Annotated in this window: 19 protein-coding genes; 4 read left to right on the top strand and 15 right to left on the bottom strand. The window is 66.7% G+C overall.

What is annotated here, in order from left to right; all coding sequences use genetic code 11:
• Positions 1-112: 112 nt before the first annotated feature.
• Positions 113-430, bottom strand: coding sequence for a helix-turn-helix transcriptional regulator (locus tag BKA15_RS27575; protein WP_179756401.1), 318 nt, complete (start codon positions 428-430; stop codon positions 113-115).
• Between the two features lie 120 nt (positions 431-550).
• On the opposite strand from BKA15_RS27575, the gene BKA15_RS27570 reads away from it, so the two are divergent.
• The 3 genes from BKA15_RS27570 to BKA15_RS27560 all read left to right on the top strand — a co-directional run bounded on the left by BKA15_RS27570 (position 551) and on the right by BKA15_RS27560 (position 2926).
• Positions 551-889 (top strand): GntR family transcriptional regulator, encoded by a 339-nt coding sequence (locus BKA15_RS27570; protein ID WP_179756399.1) that lies wholly within the window; start codon positions 551-553, stop codon positions 887-889.
• Between the two features lie 139 nt (positions 890-1028).
• Positions 1029-2579 carry a hypothetical protein gene (locus BKA15_RS27565; RefSeq protein WP_179756397.1) on the top strand — a complete coding sequence of 517 codons (1551 nt, stop codon included), beginning with the start codon at positions 1029-1031 and terminating at the stop codon, positions 2577-2579.
• Entirely contained in the window at positions 2579-2926 is a 348-nt protein-coding gene (locus tag BKA15_RS27560; RefSeq protein WP_179756395.1) for a signal peptidase I, read from the top strand. The genes BKA15_RS27565 and BKA15_RS27560 overlap by 1 nt, the downstream gene beginning before the upstream one ends.
• A 92-nt stretch (positions 2927-3018) precedes the next feature.
• Here the strand turns inward: BKA15_RS27560 and BKA15_RS27555 are convergent, their stop codons facing one another.
• The 4 genes from BKA15_RS27555 to BKA15_RS27540 all read right to left on the bottom strand — a co-directional run bounded on the left by BKA15_RS27555 (position 3019) and on the right by BKA15_RS27540 (position 5747).
• Positions 3019-3708: an NYN domain-containing protein gene (locus BKA15_RS27555; RefSeq protein WP_179756393.1), complete on the bottom strand. Its 690-nt coding sequence runs from the start codon at positions 3706-3708 to the stop codon at positions 3019-3021.
• 54 nt (positions 3709-3762) lie between these two features.
• Complete coding sequence (locus BKA15_RS27550; RefSeq protein ID WP_179756391.1) at positions 3763-4224, bottom strand: hypothetical protein; 462 nt, start codon at positions 4222-4224, stop codon at positions 3763-3765.
• Positions 4221-4868: a hypothetical protein gene (locus BKA15_RS27545; RefSeq protein ID WP_179756389.1), complete on the bottom strand. Its 648-nt coding sequence runs from the start codon at positions 4866-4868 to the stop codon at positions 4221-4223. Before BKA15_RS27545 ends, BKA15_RS27550 begins: the two co-directional genes overlap by 4 nt.
• Positions 4869-5057: 189 nt before the next feature.
• Positions 5058-5747, bottom strand: coding sequence for a hypothetical protein (locus BKA15_RS27540; protein WP_179756387.1), 690 nt, complete (start codon positions 5745-5747; stop codon positions 5058-5060).
• A 141-nt stretch (positions 5748-5888) separates the two neighbouring features.
• Here BKA15_RS27540 and BKA15_RS27535 point away from each other — a divergent pair, with 141 nt between their 5' ends.
• Positions 5889-6287, top strand: coding sequence for a hypothetical protein (locus BKA15_RS27535; RefSeq protein WP_179756385.1), 399 nt, complete (start codon positions 5889-5891; stop codon positions 6285-6287).
• Positions 6288-6295: 8 nt separating this feature from the next.
• Here BKA15_RS27535 and rlmN read toward each other — a convergent pair whose 3' ends face one another.
• From rlmN to BKA15_RS27485, 10 genes are all read right to left on the bottom strand, one after another.
• A complete protein-coding gene (rlmN, locus tag BKA15_RS27530; protein WP_179756383.1) occupies positions 6296-7417 on the bottom strand; it encodes a dual-specificity RNA methyltransferase RlmN in 1122 nt (373 codons plus the stop codon).
• Positions 7418-7465: 48 nt separating this feature from the next.
• Complete coding sequence (locus BKA15_RS27525) at positions 7466-9067, bottom strand: ABC transporter permease (protein WP_179756381.1); 1602 nt, start codon at positions 9065-9067, stop codon at positions 7466-7468.
• Positions 9060-9989 (bottom strand): ABC transporter ATP-binding protein, encoded by a 930-nt coding sequence (locus BKA15_RS27520; RefSeq protein WP_246322436.1) that lies wholly within the window; start codon positions 9987-9989, stop codon positions 9060-9062. Before BKA15_RS27520 ends, BKA15_RS27525 begins: the two co-directional genes overlap by 8 nt.
• Positions 9986-10579, bottom strand: a complete 594-nt coding sequence (locus BKA15_RS27515) for a TetR/AcrR family transcriptional regulator (RefSeq protein ID WP_179756379.1) — start codon at positions 10577-10579, stop codon at positions 9986-9988. Before BKA15_RS27515 ends, BKA15_RS27520 begins: the two co-directional genes overlap by 4 nt.
• 79 nt (positions 10580-10658) lie before the next feature.
• A complete protein-coding gene (locus tag BKA15_RS27510) occupies positions 10659-11591 on the bottom strand; it encodes a YobF C-terminal domain-containing protein (protein ID WP_179756377.1) in 933 nt (310 codons plus the stop codon).
• Positions 11588-12412 carry a MerR family transcriptional regulator gene (locus BKA15_RS27505; protein ID WP_179756375.1) on the bottom strand — a complete coding sequence of 275 codons (825 nt, stop codon included), beginning with the start codon at positions 12410-12412 and terminating at the stop codon, positions 11588-11590. Before BKA15_RS27505 ends, BKA15_RS27510 begins: the two co-directional genes overlap by 4 nt.
• Positions 12413-12445: 33 nt before the next feature.
• Positions 12446-13159 carry a GNAT family N-acetyltransferase gene (locus BKA15_RS27500; RefSeq protein ID WP_179756373.1) on the bottom strand — a complete coding sequence of 238 codons (714 nt, stop codon included), beginning with the start codon at positions 13157-13159 and terminating at the stop codon, positions 12446-12448.
• 151 nt (positions 13160-13310) lie between these two features.
• Positions 13311-14294 carry a heparin lyase I family protein gene (locus BKA15_RS27495; protein WP_179756371.1) on the bottom strand — a complete coding sequence of 328 codons (984 nt, stop codon included), beginning with the start codon at positions 14292-14294 and terminating at the stop codon, positions 13311-13313.
• Positions 14295-14348: 54 nt separating this feature from the next.
• Complete coding sequence (locus tag BKA15_RS27490) at positions 14349-16325, bottom strand: heparinase II/III domain-containing protein (RefSeq protein WP_179756369.1); 1977 nt, start codon at positions 16323-16325, stop codon at positions 14349-14351.
• A gap of 38 nt (positions 16326-16363) precedes the next feature.
• The gene (locus BKA15_RS27485; RefSeq protein WP_179756367.1) at positions 16364-17983 is read right to left on the bottom strand and encodes an extracellular solute-binding protein; all 1620 of its coding nucleotides are present in this window, start codon (positions 17981-17983) and stop codon (positions 16364-16366) included.
• Positions 17984-18019 lie beyond the last annotated feature (36 nt).

Here is an 18019-nt window from a genome sequence, read left to right as displayed (position 1 = left end):
GCCCGACCCGTCATGATTGATACCTCCGCTGCTCCTAGCTGGGTTGTCGGAGAACCGGCCCCGGTCTGGTTGGCGCCTGGGCGGGGCCGGTCTCGATCTCTCCGTGGTGTGCTCATTCCCTGGCCCCCTGCCAGTCGGTTGCCGTCACGACGCGGCCCTGGGCAAGCGCTGCATTGCCCAGGTCCTCCATGAGTCGGGCAGGCACGAACAGGCGCCGCCCCACCCGGACAGCCGGAAAGTCTCCCGAGTGAATGAGGCGGTAGACGGTCATCGCCGAAATGCCCGCGAACGCGGCGAACTCCTTGATCGTGAGCAACTGCTTGGTCGGGCTCTCGTCGGCCGAGACCGCAACGGCCTGCTCAGCGAGCCGCTCAGTCAGATCGATGCCGCTCGGCTGAACCGAGCCCTCACCCGTCACAGGTGTTGGCATAGCTTCCACTTCCTTCCAGTTGACTATTCTTGACATAGTTTAACCATGGTCATCAGTCTTTACAACAGTTCCGGCTCGTTGACATAGGTCAACTCGTCAGTGAGCGGCTACGGTCTTCCTATGACCATCGACGCAGGGGCCCCCCAGCCGCCGTACCTGCAGATCGCCGACGCACTGCGAGCTGCGATCAGCTCCGGCGAACTCCCACCAGGCGCGAAGCTCCCGGCCGGCCGGGCACTTGCTCGGACCTACGGCGTCGCGATCCCGACGGCACAGAAGGCCGTCGATGAACTCCAACGAGAAGGCCTCGTTCGATCGCATGGAACCAGGGGCGTGTACGTGATTCCCGCGGCGACGAACGATGCTGCTGAAAATGACATCTCCTCGCTCCGCAAGGAGATTGCACTGCTTGCCGCCCGCGTCGAGGCCTTGGAGTTGAAACTCGATGAACTCCGTTGACCACACGAGCTGGCCGCGAGCCCTGTGTCCTGCCGATCCCCTTGGTTCCATGGAAACCAGTGAATACTGGTGGGGCGAGGCGAACCATGCATCGGTAGTGCACTGAACGTGCAGCGGGGATGAAATGCGGGAGCTGAACATGCGGGTCATCGACACCTGGACAGGTCAGGAAGCTACCGCGCTACAGCGCGCATTCCGGCTCAGCAACGAAGCGTTCGCGGCACGGCTAGGGATCGCCGTTCGCACGGTTGCGAATTGGCATGCCAAACCCGCAGTAGTTCCCGTGCCGGTGATGCAGCAGATTCTTGACACCGCTCATCGCGACGCGGATGAGGATGAGCGAGCGCGCTTCGCCCAACTACTTCCCCCTGATCCGACGGCACTTCCGTCCGAGCCGGGGGTGCTCGATCACGTTGACCAGGATCTGATCAACGCGATCGACTGGCTGGATGAGGCGGCGGAGCTACCTGATGGAACAACCGAGGCGCTGGTTGCATCACGTCTCGCAGAGCTTGACCCACGCACCTCCCGTCGGATCAAGCGACAGCGCAGCAAAGTCGGAAGGTCGGCACTAGCGGATGCAGTAGCCGGCCTGTATCCGACGGCAGCGGAGAACGCGAGCTTGTACCAGGCGAGCACGGCGTCGGGCCCGATCCGTACGACGATGTTGGTGCAGCCTGATTGGGTCGCCGGCCCGGTTCCATTGGGTTCTGGCCAAGATCAATTCGACCTTGATCGTTCGCCCATCAGACCGGTCCATCTGGACGATGCCGCGCATGCTGCTGCAAGCAACCGGGTCGCCGAGATCGTGGCAACTGGATCACGATTCTTCGATGCCCAGCTTTACGCGCTCACTGGCGTGACGATCGACCGCACCGCTGGCATCTCAGGCACGTTTCAACTTGGTCAGTTCCGCGAGTACGCACTCACCACCGATCTGATCGCGACCGAGCTCGTCGACGGATTGGTTAGTGACCGCGCAGACTGGTCCAGCTTGCCGCTGAGGTCTCGGTACCTGCCCACCCCTCTGAGCGCTCTAGATCTCGGAAGCCGCAGGCCCGCCGGCGGAGTGCTCTCATTGTTCGCTGCGGCCCGCCCCGCGAGCCGGACCGGTTGGCCGGCAGACTATGTGCTTCTCATCCAGGAACGCTCCGGTCAGGTCGTCAATGCCAATGGGCAACTGGCCGTCATCCCGAAGGCCTTTCATCAGCCCCTCGTTAACTACGCCGACGACGCGCACCTGTCTATGACTCTCCAACGCGAGCTTGAGGAGGAACTCCTAGGCAGGGATGACCTCGAGCTCGGCGGTCAGGGCGTGGCGGATCCGATCCACCCGAGCCGGCTGTCGGAACCGATGCGGTGGCTGATGGAGCATCAAGACCCGGCAATCTGGCAGATGGAGTGCACGGGCTTCGGCGTGAATCTACTGACTGGAAACTACGAATTCGCTGCACTGACCGCAATCCATGATGAACACTGGTGGGGCTCGTTCGGTGGAGACGTGCTGGCCAACTGGGAAGCCAATCACCTGCAGCAGTACTCGGCGCGTGACACGGCTGCGCTGCTCCACCTGATCCAGGACGATCGATGGAGCAACGAAGGCTTGTTCGCTCTACTCCGCGGGCTCCTCCGCCTGTCGGAGGTAGGAGGCGACCGCACGGCAATTCCCAACATCTCAGAGGAGATCTGATGACCGCTGACTGGCACACCGGCAATGCCAACGACGAGACCGCAACCCGCGGCTGGTTGCTCGGCCACTTCATGGAGCCCGCAGGCTCCATGCGCGCCACTGGTGACCTGGAAGTTAAGTGGGGTGTGCATCCGGCCGGCCAGTCGCGCCCAGAGTGGACCACCGGCGAGAAGCGCACCACGCTGCTGCTCCTTGTCAGCGGCACGTTTCGACTCGACCTCCCCGGCGACAGCGTGACGCTTGAGCGGCAAGGGGACTACGTGCTGTGGGGCGCCGGCACAGACCACTCGTGGCAGGCCGTGACAGATGCTGTTGTCGTGACGGTCCGCTGGCCGTCTGTCGTCTGAATTACGACGTAGCTGCTACTCTGGGGCCATAACCCACCAGCTGACTTGAGCAGTTGGCCGCGAAACCCCGCTACGGCGGGGTTTCTGCTTTCTTAGGTACCCACAGGCCTCGGCGGCGCTGGCCACGCTGCCGGCCGGTGCAGTGTGCGGTTGCCGACGATCAGCGGGCTATCGAACTGTGACGCAGCGAGCAAACCGTCTCGGATCCGACGAATGATCGTCGGACGGGTGGCGAGCAACTCCCGGTTCGGCGGTGCATCCCATGGGTTCACGAGACCGATCGTCTGCCCGAACCGACTCCCGAGAAGCGACAACGGCAGGACTAAATCGGAGTCGTTGCTCACCAGGACCGACGCGTCGCAGGCCTGGTCGAAGGCGTCGACCAGCATCAGTGTCGCCAGGTTGACGTCACTGCCCTTCTCCTCAAACTTGTGCACCAGCACGGTCGGGGGGTCCGGCGGTGGCGGCGGGTTGACCAGCCGGGCGTACTTCTTATCTGCCCGGAACTTTCCGTAGTGAATCGACAGTCCCGGCACGGACCGCAGTGCAGCTAGGTAGGCCTCCTGCCGCGCCGCCACCCCAGGGTTGTCCGGCAGTTCCTTCACCCGAGCTGTGCAGTAGCGGATGCCGACGATGTCGTGGTCGTGCAGCAAGCCGCGGAACATGGCGCCGAGATCCAGCCATTTGAACGGAGTCTTCCGGAGCCGGTAGTACAGGTTGAACCCGTCAACGTAGACGATCGTCCGAGGACGCGGCTTCGGTTCCGGCTCAGACGTGGTCACAACCTCGATTCTCGGAGAGGCCTGGGCACACCTCGGTCTGCGACACGGCACAAGCTAGACGTGAGTCGGCAAGGTGACCCCGGCGGCAGCCAACTCCTTGTCTACGGCACCGGGCCGGAGCCCGTCGATTTCGTTGACTTCCCAGTCAAGTTCAACGGTTCGACCCCTTGCCATCTTCCTTATGCTTGACAGCACGATCGAAACAAGTTCTGCAATGTCGTTGCTACCGTCCTCAGTGCCGACGCTGTTGTCCCTCCAGGCCCACTCGGCCGACCATGCCACGTAGGGATCCTCGTACTCATCCAGGTCGTCGCCGCTGAAGTAGGTGCCGTAAAGCCGAACCTCCATGACCTTTGTCGCCGAGGAGCTGTGGCTACTGGTTCCGGGTGCACTCGTAGGATCGGCGGAGGCGGCAACGCCCAACGTGGATGGCAGCGCCAAGTTCGTCGGCGACGACCGTGCTGCTTTGGCTTCGGCGCGCTCCCGCGCTCGCCTCTGCTGCCTGGTCTCCTTCATCGCCGATCCCTGTCGTAGGAAAGACCGCACAACTCGACAAGATCGCGTGGAAGTGATTCCGCCGTGACGCCCTGTTCGACCAACAGGTCCCGCATCGCATCCGGCGCACTGTCGGGCAGCAGATCGATCAACCCCGCCCGCAGTCGTAGGAGCCGGTGCACCACGTCGTCAATGATCTTGCCCTGTCCACGGTTGGCGAGTAGGGCCTGCCAGGCGCCGCGGTAGTCGGAGGCCCAACCCCGCACATGACTTCTATGGATGTCTTTCGTCTTGCCGATCGAGTGGTCCGGAATTCGCATTGGTCGGTGCTCGTGATAGTCAGCTTGCGAAGGCGCATCGTAGGCCCAGATGAACGCGGTATCCGCCGTCTCATCAACACCACCCTCGACGACGATCGAGCCTCGCGGCAGACCGAACGCCGCTGCGATTGATGACGAGGCGTCAATAACACTCCGCGTGGAATGCTGACCTGGTCTCAACTGGACCTGACCGCACCATCCGGTGGGAGTCCGGATCGGATCAAGAATCGCCCCAGGCAACGGCCCGCCGCGCCCCGCGATCGTCTTCTCCCAGATCGCCCGCAGCCGGTCGCAGTCGGCACGATAGTTACCATGTCGCGCTTGCGCATCATCGATACCAGTCATGACAGCGAGTCTCGCATCGGAACCCAGTCGATCGCCCGGACGCACCCGCGGCGCGTCTCCAGGGTGAGTCGAGTCGCCCGGCTGTGTAGGCTTGCGCGTAAGCCCGCTGACGCTGACAGTTGGGAAGCCGTGAGGTCGGAACCCCCGCCGGACGACGGGACCCGGCCTTCGCGCATTTCAAGACCCGGCTCAGCCGCGCCACTCGACGATCGCAGTCGCGACCATGCCGAATTTCCGCGACTCGGCGAGTTCCGCTTTCCGGTCAGATTCGCTGTAGCCGGTTGACGAAGGTGGCGTCCGAACTCCGATCTTGGGCCCGTAGACGACCGTCACGTAGCGCTGGCTGACGGCCGCTGAGATCCACTCAGGATCCGGAGTCAGTTCCGCGACCGCCCATAACCCGTCCTGCTCGTCCCGCAGCTCAAGCGTCTTGCCGACCCGTCGCACCGACCAACCTGGTGCGCCCTTGAGCATCGTCGCCACGGGCGGCCAGCGCGTGAAGCCCTGCCGGCAAATGCCGGCGACCTGGACCTCACTCGTCTCGCCGTTCAGCGGATCCGACATCATCAGCGCCTTCTCCGGCTCGAAGAGCACGACCGGCAGCGCCTCGGCGGTGGGATCGGGCACGAACGTCGGACCGACAGCCTGAATGTTCCTCGCCAGCGTGACAGGGCTACCCAGCCCGATCGCCGGGTGCGTCGAAAAGATCGCCCGAGCGTTCGTGTGGGTGTCGTTCGCGATGCGCTCGATCTCAGCCTGATCCGTCCCCACGCCGTCGGGCAGCACCGGCCGGCCGGTGGCATCTCTGCCCAGGTTCATCGTCGGAGTACCCACCATCCGCCGAAACTGCGACTGCTTCCGCTTGCGCCGATTGCTCATCTGCCAAGTCCTCCCGCTCGGTAAATTGGCTCGGATCAACAAGTGTTGCACCCGCGTACGACACTCGACTGACCGCGGAGAAATGGTTCCTGCGCCAATTGGGGCTAGGAACTGTCATACGTCCGTGCGATGGTTGAAGGCATGGACATTCGCGCGGAGGACATCGAAGGGATCCCTACCGGGAATCTCCGGGTGCCGCGCGTCACCTTTGCGGAGGTCTGGCGGGCGGCCGAGCAACTTGGCAAGACTGACGAGTACGCGACCGGCGTGACCCTGATGTGCAGGTGGATCGCCTGTGCAACCGTCGTCTTCAACGGCCGTCCCAGTCCCGCTTTCGCACCGATAACGCGGACCCGGCGCCGCGCGCACGAAGAGTTGCTCGAACGCGAGTTTCAGGCAGCAGAGAGGGCGTCGATTCGAGTGCAGGGAACCGACGACCCGCGCCGGCTGATCATCGAGGGAGCCGCCGCGACGTTGCGGTGGGCCTGGAAGGGCAACGGCGACCCGCCCTTGTCAGTTGGTGAAGCTCGCGCGAGCTGAGGTCCCGGCTATGCGCGCTCGCTGGCCGCGAGTTGTCCGCAGGCAGCATCGATCTCCCGGCCACGTGTGTCACGTACGGTGACCGGAACGCCTCGGTGCTCCAGGCGCCGAACGAACTCCTCCTGGTCGGCCAAGTCGGAAGGCTGCCACTTGGTCGCACCTTTAGTTGGGTTGAGCGGGATCAGGTTGACGTGGACCCAGCCCCAGTTGCCGCGCCGCAGCACCTTGGCCAGCAGATCGGCGCGGTGAGCTTGATCATTGATGTCCTTGATCAAGATGTACTCGATCGAGACCCGGCGCTTGGTGATCTTGGCGTACTCCCAGGCAGCGTCGACGACCTCGTCGACGTTCCAGCGGGTGTTCACCGGGACCAGCTCGTCGCGCAGCTCGTCGTCCGGGGCGTGCAGTGAGATGGCCAGAGTGACCGGCAGGCCCTCGGTGGCCAGCTGCTGGATCCGCGGCACCAGGCCGACGGTGGAGACGGTGATGCCGCGGGCGCTCATGCCGAGACCGTCCGGCGCCGGGGTGACGAGCTGCCGGACCGCGCCGATGACGGCCTTGTAGTTGGCCATCGGCTCGCCCATGCCCATGAACACGACGTTGGAGATCCGGCCGGGTCCGCCGGCGATCTCGCCGCGGCCCAGCCGCCGGGCGCCGTCGACGACCTGTTCGACGATCTCGGCGGTGCTCATGTTGCGTTGCAGCCCGCCCTGCCCGGTCGCGCAGAACGGGCAGGCCATGCCGCAGCCGGCCTGGCTGGACACGCACATGGTGGCCCGGTCCGGATAGCGCATCAGGACGCTCTCGACGGTCGCGCCGTCGTGCAGCCGCCACAGCGACTTCACCGTCGCACCGTCGTCGCAGGTCAGTTCGTGGACCCGGTTCAGCAGCGGCGGCATGAAGGTCGTGGCGAGTTCGTCGCGGACCTCGGCCGGCAGGTCGGTCCATTCGGCCGGGTCAGTACGCAGGCCGGCGAAGTAGTGGGCGGAAAGCTGGCGGGCCCGGAACGCGCGGTGGCCGAGGGCCTCGACCGCCTCCCGCCGCTCGGCCGCAGTCAGGTCGGCCCAGTGCCGCGGCGGCTTTCCGCGTCGGGGCGCGGAGAAGACGAGCGGCAGCGTGCCCCCGCTCATGGTGTCTCCCCCGCCGTAGTCATGGCGACAGGCTACCCGGTCGGACCATCAAAGACTGCGCCGGCGGAACGCCCCTTGCCCGATCCCGAAGCCGACCGCGGCCAGCGCCAACAGGACGGCCACCGGCGTCGCGGTGAACCCTTCCACCGGAATCCGCGCCAGGTGTTGGAAGGGCGATGCCGCGATCAGCCAGCCGGGCAACCCCTGGCCGAAGAACCGGATGACGACTCCGTACCCGAGCACGAGCCAGGTCAGCCAGAGCAGCCGCGGCGCCAGCCCGTACAGCAGTGCGCCGATTGCCAGCAGGACCAGCAGTTCGGGCATCCGGGATGTCACCGCGCCGAGCATCACGCCCAGCCAGACGCCATTTCCAGTCGTCGCCGCGCCGCCGAGCCCGATCCCCGCGCCGATCATGATCAACTGCAGGCCGACGCCGAGACCGGTGACCAGCGTCCAGGAGCCGAGCCAGGCGACCCGTCCGGTCGACGTGGACAACACCGCTTCGAGCCGCCCGCTGGTCTCCTCCGTCTTCAGCCGGTACAGCATGATCACGACGTACCCACCGACGACCAGCACCTGGGTCACGCCCATCAGGCTGAGGTAGCCGGCCACGATGTCTCCGTCCAGGCCCTCGATCATGCCCAGTTGAACGGAGTTGACGAGAGCGCCCCAGATCACCGCCAGCACGGTCATCGAGAGCAGCCACCAGCCAAGGCTGCCCCGCTGCAGCCGGTACGCCAGCGCCAGGGATGACCGCAGCCAGCCTGCCGCGCGCACCCGACCCGCCCGGGTAGGCAGCAGCCCGGCCCCGACGTCGCGGCGAGCGGACAGCACATACCCGACGGCGAAGCAGCAGGCGGCGACCACGATCGGGATCGCCAGCGGCCAGATCCTCGGCTCCACCATGACCCGTGTCATCGGCGCCCACGAGAACGGCGACAGCCAGACCAGCCAGCCGTCGTTGTCGATCACCGATCCCACGCCCCGCACCATGAACGCGACGGCCAGTAGGAGCCCGACCAGGGCGCCGGCCGCCCTGCCACCCTCGGTGAGTTGGCAACTGATCGCGGTCACTCCAGCGAAGATCATCCCGGTCAGACCGACGCCGACACCGAACAGCACGGCGTCGCTGGCAGCGAAGCCGATGGCCAGCGTCGTGCCGGTGACCAAGACCACCGTCAGGGCGTTGGTGATCAGCGCAGTGATCATCGCCGCCGTCAACGGAGCGTGCCGGCCGATCACCGCCGAGCGGACCAGCTCGGTCCGGCCGTGTTCCTCCTCGCCACGGGTGTGCCGAATGATCAACAGAAGATTCATCAACGCGGCGGCGAGCAGGAACTCCTGGGTGTACATCAGGAAGAAGAGTTCGATGCGTCCCTGATCCAGGCCGAAGGCCGGACCGACGAAGAACTGCAGCATGCCCATCGCGTCCGACATCTGCGCCGTCAACTCCGACAGTCTCCCCTGACTCGCCATCGTCCGCAGGTTGTTGGCGAACAACACGACGAAGAGAGCGATTCCCGCCGGCCAGACGACGATCTTGATCCGGTCCCGGCGCAGGGCGAGGCGCAGCAGCAAAGCTGTTCCGGTCAGCGAACTCTCGCTTGCCGGCACCGAGCCCCAAGCCCGTACGGCCACTGTGTCACTCATCACCGGCCCTCCGGTAGTGCCGCAGCATGATCTCTTCGAGGGTCGGCGGCTGGCTGGTCAACGCGCAGATGTCGAAGCGGCCGAGGTGTTTCAGCGCCGCGTCGAGCCGATCGCTGGCCACGCTGAACTCCACCCGGTCATGATCGAATTCGAGGTCCGCCACTCCTTCGACGCTCTCCAGGCCGGTGACTGGATTCGCTGTCCGGGCGTCGATGTGGGTCCGGGTCAGGTGCCGCAACTCGTCCAGCGAGCCGGTCTGCACGGTCTGTCCGGCCCGGATGATACTGATCCGATCGGACAGCCGTTCCACCTCGGCCAGGATGTGGCTGGACAGCAGCACGGTGCAGCCGCGCAGCTTGGCGTCGGCGATCGCCGACTGGAACACCACCTCCATCAGTGGGTCGAGACCCGAGGTGGGTTCGTCGAGCACGAGCAGTTCTGCGTCCGTGGCGAGCGCCGCGATCAGGGCGACCTTCTGCCGGTTGCCCTTGGAGTAGGTACGGCCCTTCTTGCCCGGATCAAGATCGAACTGCTCGATCAGGTCGGCCCGCCGAGCCTCGTTCAGGCCGCCGCGCATCCGGCCGAGCAGGTCGATCGCCTCGCCGCCGGTCAGCGTCGGCCAAAGATCAACATCTCCGGGCACGTACGCGATCCGCCGATGCAGCGAAACGGCGTCTCGCCAGGGATCGCCGCCGAGCAGCTCGACGCTGCCCCCGTCGGCCCGAACCAGCCCGAGCAGCACCTTCATCGTGGTGGTCTTGCCAGCTCCGTTGGGCCCGAGAAAACCGTGCACCTCGCCCCGGCGCACGCTGAGGTCGAGCGAATCGAGCGCCCGCACCGTCCCGTAGGACTTCACCAGGCCGCGGACGCGGATCACCGTATCGGTGTCCTGGTTGTTACTGATCATGGTTTCGGTGGTCATCGTCGGCTCCCCTTCGAAGCCTTGTTCCGGTACCCGAGATGCTTGAGAACTGCTGTGAAATAGTCGCGGATCTCGGACTCGGTGCGTTGGTCGTCGTAGTTGAACAGGTGGAACGTGATCGAGGCCAACAGCAGGGTCTGGATCATGACGGGATCGGAGTCCGGCGGGAACCGACCGGCCCGGTGAGCACGGGTCAGGGCATCGAGGATCGCGTCCTCCCGAGCCTGAATACTCGCCGCACGATAGGACCGTTCAAGATCGGGATGATCGCGCAGCGAGTACGCATTCCGCCGGATCAGTCGGCGACCCCGCGGATCGGCCAGCGCGATCGCGAGGGCGTTGATCACGTCTTCGATCGTCGGTTCCGCGGGCGCCGGAGGGAGCGGCAATTGATCATGACCGTGCTTGATCGCGGCGATGAGCAGCTGGTTCTTGTCCGGGTAGCGCCGATAGACCGTCGTCCGAGCGACGCCGGCGTCTCGGGCCACCTGATCGATGGTGGTGGCCTCGATCCCTCGCTCGATCAACGACTCCAGAGCCGCTTCCAAGATCGCTTCGTCGGCCGCGCCGCTGCGTGGCCGGCCAGTCATCCGGGCCGGACGATCATGCTCATCACCCTTTCGCTACACAAGTGTAGCGTAACACGTGATCAGCCCGCCACGGTGATGGTCAGCCCAGCGCCGCCCGGAGCTTGTCGTAGGTCGGCGCGAGCGCCCGCAGCCCGCGCGCCACGGCCGGGTCGTCCCTCGTGACGACCGGATATTGCAGCGATCCGACCAGCCGGGACTGATCCCGCAACACGGCCGACGCCTCGTCGAGGCCGATCCGGGCCAGGCAGGTCGCCGCGTCGTCCAGCCGGCGCGCTCCGACCCGTACCGCGAAGTAGGCGAGGTGACCGCGCAGGCCGTCGTCCAGGCCGGCCTCCCACAGGTCGGCCAGGGCGAGCGCCGCGTCGCCGTTGCCGAGCGTCCCGGGCGGCACCTCCCGGGCCGGATCGAGGTCAAGCCAGGCCGTCGCCGCGCCGATCCCGCGCCGCAGCGCCTCGATCTCGGTGACCTCGGTCTCGCGGCGGAAGCCGGAGCGCAACGTGTACGGCTTTCCGTACGGCAGCGTGTCGGCCCGCCAGGCGGTGAGGAAGTCGCGCACCGGCAGCGTCGCGTACGGGAAGCCGTGCGGATCGTGCATCGTGACCAGGTCCGGCCCAACCTCCAGCACGACGACGAAGTGGTCCGCCTCGATCGGGCCGCGCATCTCCGGCTGGTGCGCCAGATAGCCCATCTCGACCGGCCCGACCCAGACCGGCCCGTCGGCGGCGGCAGCCCGGAGCCGCGCCTCGGCCTCGTCCTCGTCGCCGCCGGAGGTCTCGGTCGCGGTCCAGCCCAGGGCGTCGAGCAGGTTGTCGAAGCCGAGCGCCGGATCCCAGCCGTACGGGTCGAAGAAGGGCAGTCGGCCGCCGATCAGCTGCATTCCGAACGGTCCGCCGGACAGCGTTTCGATCACCGCGGTCGAGGGGGCGTGCTCGCCCATGATCATGGCGAACGAGTTGGCATAGCAGTAGGGCCCGGACCCGATGTAGGGCAGGCCGACGGCGGTCGTGATCATGAGGGATCCTCACTATGGTTGGGCAGCCGGACCGGGTAGACGACGTCGAACCGGGCGTCGCTGCCCGGATGGACCTCGAAGCAGGTGTCGCTGAGGCAGGCACCGGGACGGTCGGCGATCCAGGCCTCCAGCGCGTCGTAGAGGTGCAGCACCAGCGGATAGTCCTCGTACGCCTTCGGCGCCGGCAGCACCGCTTCGGTCTGGGCCGGCGACAGCCGGATCCGCAATCCCGGCAACGGATCGAGCGGGCCGGTGTAGCCGAGCGCGACCTCCACCAGGCCGTCGCTGTCCGGCGTGACCATTTCGTGGAAGTAGACCCGGATCGGGCCGTCGCCGGGTAGGCCGGCGCCGCGCAACCCGGCCCGCAGCTCCGCCTCGGACTCGGCGATGAACGTGTCCAGCTCCGCCGTCGACACCATCCGCTGCCGGCAGAGCAGCGTGGTCGCCGGCGCCTGCCGCACGGTTACGGCGGCGATCAGTTCCGGCAGCTGGGCCGGTCCGCGGACGATCGCATCGATCTGCTGCGCCTGCCGGCCGAGTTGATCATGGCGAGACTTGAGCCAGGCCCGCAGCTCGATCTCCAGCGCCGCCGGGGTCAGGTCGACCAGCGTTGCGATCCTGGCCAAAGGCAGGTCGAGGCCGCGCAGCCGGCCGATCAGCCGGGCCCGGTCGAGCTGGTCGCGGTGGTAGTAGCGGTACCCGGTCGCCGGGTCCACCTCGGTCGGCACCAGCAAGCCCAGCTCGGCGTACAGCCGGAGCGCCTTCGGCGACAGCCGGGCCTCGGTGCCGAAGCGGCCGGCCAGCAGATACGCATCGTCCACACGCCGAGTCTGCGGCCGGCCCCTGGGGCGAGGTCAACCGACGCGCTGATCGAACCGGTCGCCCGGCAACCACCAGGTCTGCCCCTGCTCGCCCAGCTTGTCGAAACCGACCCGGCGATACACCGGCTCGCCCGGCCCGGTGGCGTTCAACAACACCGACCGGCAACCAAGATCACGAGCCCGTTCACCGACCGCCTCGGCCAGAGCGGTGCCGATGCCGCGACGACGTTGACCAGCGTCGACCTCCATGTCGTAGAGCCCGCCGACGGGCTCACCGTCGACCTCGCACAGGTGCAGGATCGCCCGACCCACGGTGACGTCGTCGAGGCGCGCCTCGTACCGCCACCAACGATCTTTCAGCTCGACCACCGTCAGGCCCGCCGGACGCGCATGATCAACAACCAGGCGGGCGACGTCGAGCATCATCCAGTTCGGTCGCCAGCCCCAGTCGAATCCACGCTCGGCCAGCACCGCCCCCAACGCCGGAAGGCCCGCGGCATCCAGGGACCACCAGCCGATCTCCGACAGCGGCCGGTGCCGCTCGAACAACGCCAGCTGCTCGGCCACGCATTCCGCGGCCGCATCGACCGGCACGGTCGGGAACAGGACCATCGCCTCGCCGTTGGGCGTCACCGCCACGGTGCCTCCGTAGCGGTGCTGCACCATACCGCCGGCGGCCTCCGCTCTGGCGGCGAAGAAACTCTGGTGATTGGCGGCACCCAACTCTGCCGCTGCCCGGATGATCATGGGCTCTTCCTCTCCGGACCTGCGGTCCGCGAACAGGGCCAAGGAAGCTGTGATCAACTGGCACGGCTTCGCGAAGATCGGAGGTGGGCTGTCCCCTGCCCGCGGACCCGGCGGCGCCCTCCAGCGCCGAATCACAGGATAGCGCACGAGCTCAACCGCGGTTGTAGGGCTGCACCGCCGCCTTGCTGGCGCCGATCCTCAGGTCCCGGAAGTCGGAGCGGAACGTCGCGCCCGGCTGGTAGTCCTTGTACAGGCCGAACTTGATCTTGAACTCGTTCCTGAACTCGCCCGTGCATCTGGAGCGCGTCGCGTAGCCGAAGTACTCCTCCCGCTCGAAGAGCTTCGTCTCGACGGTGGTCGCTCCCACTCTCCTGTGCCAGACCGCGATACGCCCCTTGGGCGCGCCCTCGTGATAGGGCTCGACGTTGTACTTGATCACGAAGGAGTGCCACTCGTCGGTCCCGACGCTCTTGGTCGCCATCGCCTTGTTGTACTCCAATTCCATGCCCGGCTCCTCGCCACGGCGTACGAACTGGAGGTTGTGCCCGTTGCCGGCGCCGGACTGGATGCGCACGCCGCCGATCGGGTTCGCGGTGCACTGCCATAGCTGCAGCACGTACGCCCCGCTACCCGTCACGTCATCGACGCCCGCAGGGATGCGAACGTCGAACCCGACCCACACGTCGGTGTGGAACGGCAGGTCCCATCCCGTTGCCAGTTCCGAGCGGTCCCGGAGGGTGTTTCCGGCAGCGTCCTGCCAGGTGTTCTTGGCGGGGTCTTCGATGATGGCGCCCGGGTACCTGAAGTCCTTGTCGGTGCGGAACGTCAAGGCCCGCGCCTCCGAGGTCCCGGTGATCCGGGGTGCTTCCCCCGCTCCCTGACACTTGCCCTGAAAGAAGTCCTCGCCCTCCCTGAGGTTGCCGCCAGCGCCGATCTCCGCACTGCAGTCCTCGGGATCTTCGATCGTCCAGGTCTCCCCCGCGATGCCCGCCGCGTAACTGCGGACCGGCTCTGCCGCACCGGCGGGTAGTGGATTCGTCACTGCAGCGACAGCCACCGAGGCGCTCAGGATTACCGCCGCGGTGAGAACCATCGTCCTTCGAGCAAGTCGACCAGGGGCCGAGATCTGCGTCATGGCCATCCCTTTCTTTGGTGGAAATGCTTCCTGTTTCCCCGAGTCGTGGAGGATCTACGGCTTCGGCTGGGGGCCGAGCGATTGCAGGTTCCAGCCGCCCAGCGGTGTCACCGCCGGCGGATCGGCCGGCTGCCCGGTCGGCAGTGGTTCCAGCAGCACCGACAGGCGGAAGTGACGCGCCGGGTCGGCGGTCACCACGAGCTTGCGGGTGCCGGCGTTCGGGTTCTGGCCGGACGGGTTCGGCGAGGTCGGCAGCGGCTTCGCGTCCATGATCGAGAACTTGGCGCCGGCCGGTCCGTCGAGCAGCCGGGCCTGCAGTTGCCGGCCGTTCAGGGTCAGCTTCGCGGTCCTGCCGTCCGCGGCGAGGGTGATCGCCGCGGATGTGTGCATGAACCAGTACGGCGTGATCCGAGCCCTGCCGGCCGCCTCGTCCTGAACCACGACGCGTGATCGCCCGTCGACCATGGCGATGCCGCGCCGCCACCTGATCACGCCACGATCGGCGTACGCCTCGGACAGGTCCGCGACCGAGAACGCCGTCCCCGCATTCCCATCGGTACGGACGACCCTCCCGGTGGCCCCGAGGGCCTGGTCGGGTGCCGTCCCGGGATTCAGGACCAGCGTGTTCTGCCCCTCGGCACGTTTGCGGTAGTACGTCCAGCGCAGCCCGTCCTGACCGGTGTCGAAGTAGCCGGGCAGGCCGTAGTCGTCCCGGCCGAGCTCCGTCGCCCATCGCACCCCGAGGGCATCGAGGACGAACGTGCCCATGTCAAGATCACCGTGGTTCGCGGCGTTGTCGCCGCTTCGGAAGCCGACGAACGTCGCGCCCGGATCCCAACCGCTACGCATCGTCTGCACGTGGGCACGCTGGAACACCTTGTCCAGTGGCAATCCGGAGGCTCCAGGATCCTCGGGATCGATCATGCCCAGCCACATCAGATGCAGCGGCGGCAGTGCGCTGGGCAGGACTCGGGAGGCGCCCTCATCGGCCCACCAGGCGTAGCCGGGTTGGTTGTAACGATGGGCCAGCCAGTAGGTCGACGCCGAGCCGCCCCGGGTCCTGACCTGGGTCAACGAGTCGGCGTAGTTGAACAGCTGCCCGCTCGAGCCGGTCAGCTGCATGCCGAAGTCCACCGTCACATCGAGTCCGGGCGCATCGGAGATGCCGTAGTCGTCACCGATCGACGTCTCCAACGAGGAGAGCGCCGAGACCAGCAACCGGGTCGCATAACCCCAGTAGGTGGTGCCTTCCGGATAGCCGCCGTCCGGCCCGTATTCGGCCAGCGCGACCGGCAGCGAGTCGTACGCTCGGTGCAGCAGCTCATTGGCCAACTCGGGGACCTCGTCGCCGATGGCCAGCGCAGCCATGATCACGCCGCTGTTGCAGACGATGTTCCAGTTGGTCGTCGACCGGGTCCAGGAGTTCGACGTGTCGTAGGCGATCTTGGCCTCGTTCAGCCCGAACTCGATCATGGCGTTGCGCAGTACGGCGCGTTGATCATCGCCCAGATACTCGTAGAGCCAGTCGTAACCGACGGCGTACGCGTACAGCAGCTCGGCGACCGAGAGCCAGCTCTCCGGGTTCCAGTCCGGGAACTCCGCGACGGCCGCGAGCTCCTGGTAGGCCCGGGCCGCGTAGCGTTCGTCACCGGTCAGCCGGTACGTCAGCGACAGGAACACCGATCGCCGCTGCACCTCGCGGGCCACCTGCAGCAGCGTCCGGCCGTCCGGGAACTCGTAGACCGACACCGGCAGCGTGACCATCCGGTCGGCCTCGGTGATCAACTGCTGCTGCAAGCCGGCCGCCAGTTCGGAGCCCGTGACCTGCTGCTCGATCCGGGCCAGCCCGGCGGCGTCGACCATCAGCCGTGGGTGGCCGGGCCGCAGCCCGGCGACGATGTCGTCCGGCGGATGCAGCTGTGGTGGTTCGGCGGCCGCCTTCGGCGCACCACCGATGATCATGGGCAGCAGGACGGCGAGCACCAGGCCGGTGATCACGAGCCGCTTCCGTCTCCGGGCAGGCAGGGTCATGGGAACTCCTCGTCGATGAAGATCAGGTTCGGATCAGGTCACTTGGCCGCGAACGCGGTCTGGTAGTCCTCGCGGATCTGGTCGCCGCCGGCCTTGCGCCAGCTGGACACGGCCTCGGTCCAGCTGTCCAAGGGCTTCCGGCCGATCAGGATCTCCGTGCGGTGATCTTCGAGCGCCTTGCCGATCTGGGCGGTCTTGGTCGCCTCGGTCTCCGAGTAGAGGCCGATCGTCGGATCCGGCAGGGTCATCGCCAGCGCCTTCTCCTGGTAGGCGAAACGCGCCTCCGCGATCCGCCGCTGGCCCGGGTCGTAGATCACCTGCGGACCGTCGGAGATGTAGCCGAACGGCACGAGCTTGAGGTTCTGACCCCGCGAGTTCAAGATCGGGTCCGTCCCCTCGAGCACATACGTCTCGCCCTCGATGCCGAACTTCCGGGTCAGGTATTCCGACGAGCCGAACGGCGAGGCCAGCCAGTCCAGCGCCTTCAGCAGCTCCTTGACCCGGGCCGGATCGGACTTCTTGATCACCGTCATCGCCTGCATCACGGTGCCGCGGTTGTGCACCGGCTCGGTCGAGCTGTCGTACCCGACGGGGAGCATGGTCGCCAGCTCGAAGCCCGGCACCTCGGCGCCCCACATCTCGTACTTGCTGTAGCCGACGAATCCGCCCTGCACCAGCGGGGTGCGGCCGGCGGTGAACCAGTCGTTGCGCTGGTTGTTCGTCGCGGTCATCCCGTCCGGATGGAAGACCCCGGCCTCGACCAGGCCGCGTGCGTCGGCCAGCGCCTTCGCGTACTGTTCGGTCTCGATGTTGGCGGTGAACTTCCCGCCCTCCTCGATCCACAGCGACGGGATGCCGAGCATCGAGGTGATCAGGCCGAGCACGCCGGCCGGATCGCCGCACGCCCAGCGCGAGTTGCGCTCGTCGGTCAGGGCGATCAGCAGTTCCTTGAACTCCGCGAAGTCCTTCGGCTGTACGGCGAGCCCCTGCTGGTCCAGGAGGTCCTTGCGGACGAACATCGCGCCGCCGATCGGCGGCCGCGCGATCGGGATGCCCCAGATCGACCCCTCGATCACGGTCTCCCGCCAGGACTCGGTGGCGAGCCCGGCGAGGTTCGGGTAGTCCTTGATCGCATCGCCGGCCAGATGCTCGCTGAGGTCGGTGAACTGTGACCTGAGCAGCCCCGGCAACTGCTGCACCGAACCGTAGATCGTCACCAGGTCGGGCAGGTCGCCGCCGGCGATCGTGGTGGCGAACCGCTGCCGGTAATCGGCCGACGGTGCGTAGGTGATGTCCAGTTCGGCGCCGAGACCCTGATTCACCTTCTGCCACAGGGGATTCTCGGCCAGGCCGGGGGCGACCGGATCGAAGGTGTACGTCAGCGCCGTGATCTTGCCGCCCGACAGCGGCGGCTCCACCGGAGCCGTTGGTTCGGCCGGGTAGCTGAAGAACCCGTGCATGCCGCCCGGGTAGCCGCTGGGCAGGTCGGGCTTAACGCCGGCGGCCTCGGCGAACGTCGGCAACTCGCCGTCGCCGACGCGCCGGGCGTCGGTGTTCTCGCCGCCCGAGGTGCCGCAGCCGGTCAGAGTCGCGGCGCCGCCGATCACGGCGGCCGCTGAGGCGCCCATGATCAGACTCCGCCGAGTCAGTGTCTCCATGGTGTTTCCTTTCGTCATTGAAGAGAGTCGGGCGCT

The sequence above is a fragment of the Microlunatus parietis genome (assembly GCF_013407955.1).
In the GTDB taxonomy this organism is placed as follows: Bacteria; Actinomycetota; Actinomycetes; order Propionibacteriales; family Propionibacteriaceae; genus Microlunatus; species Microlunatus parietis.
The sequence above is the reverse complement of the archived record's forward strand: the minus strand, read 5'-3'. Positions and strand labels throughout refer to the sequence as shown.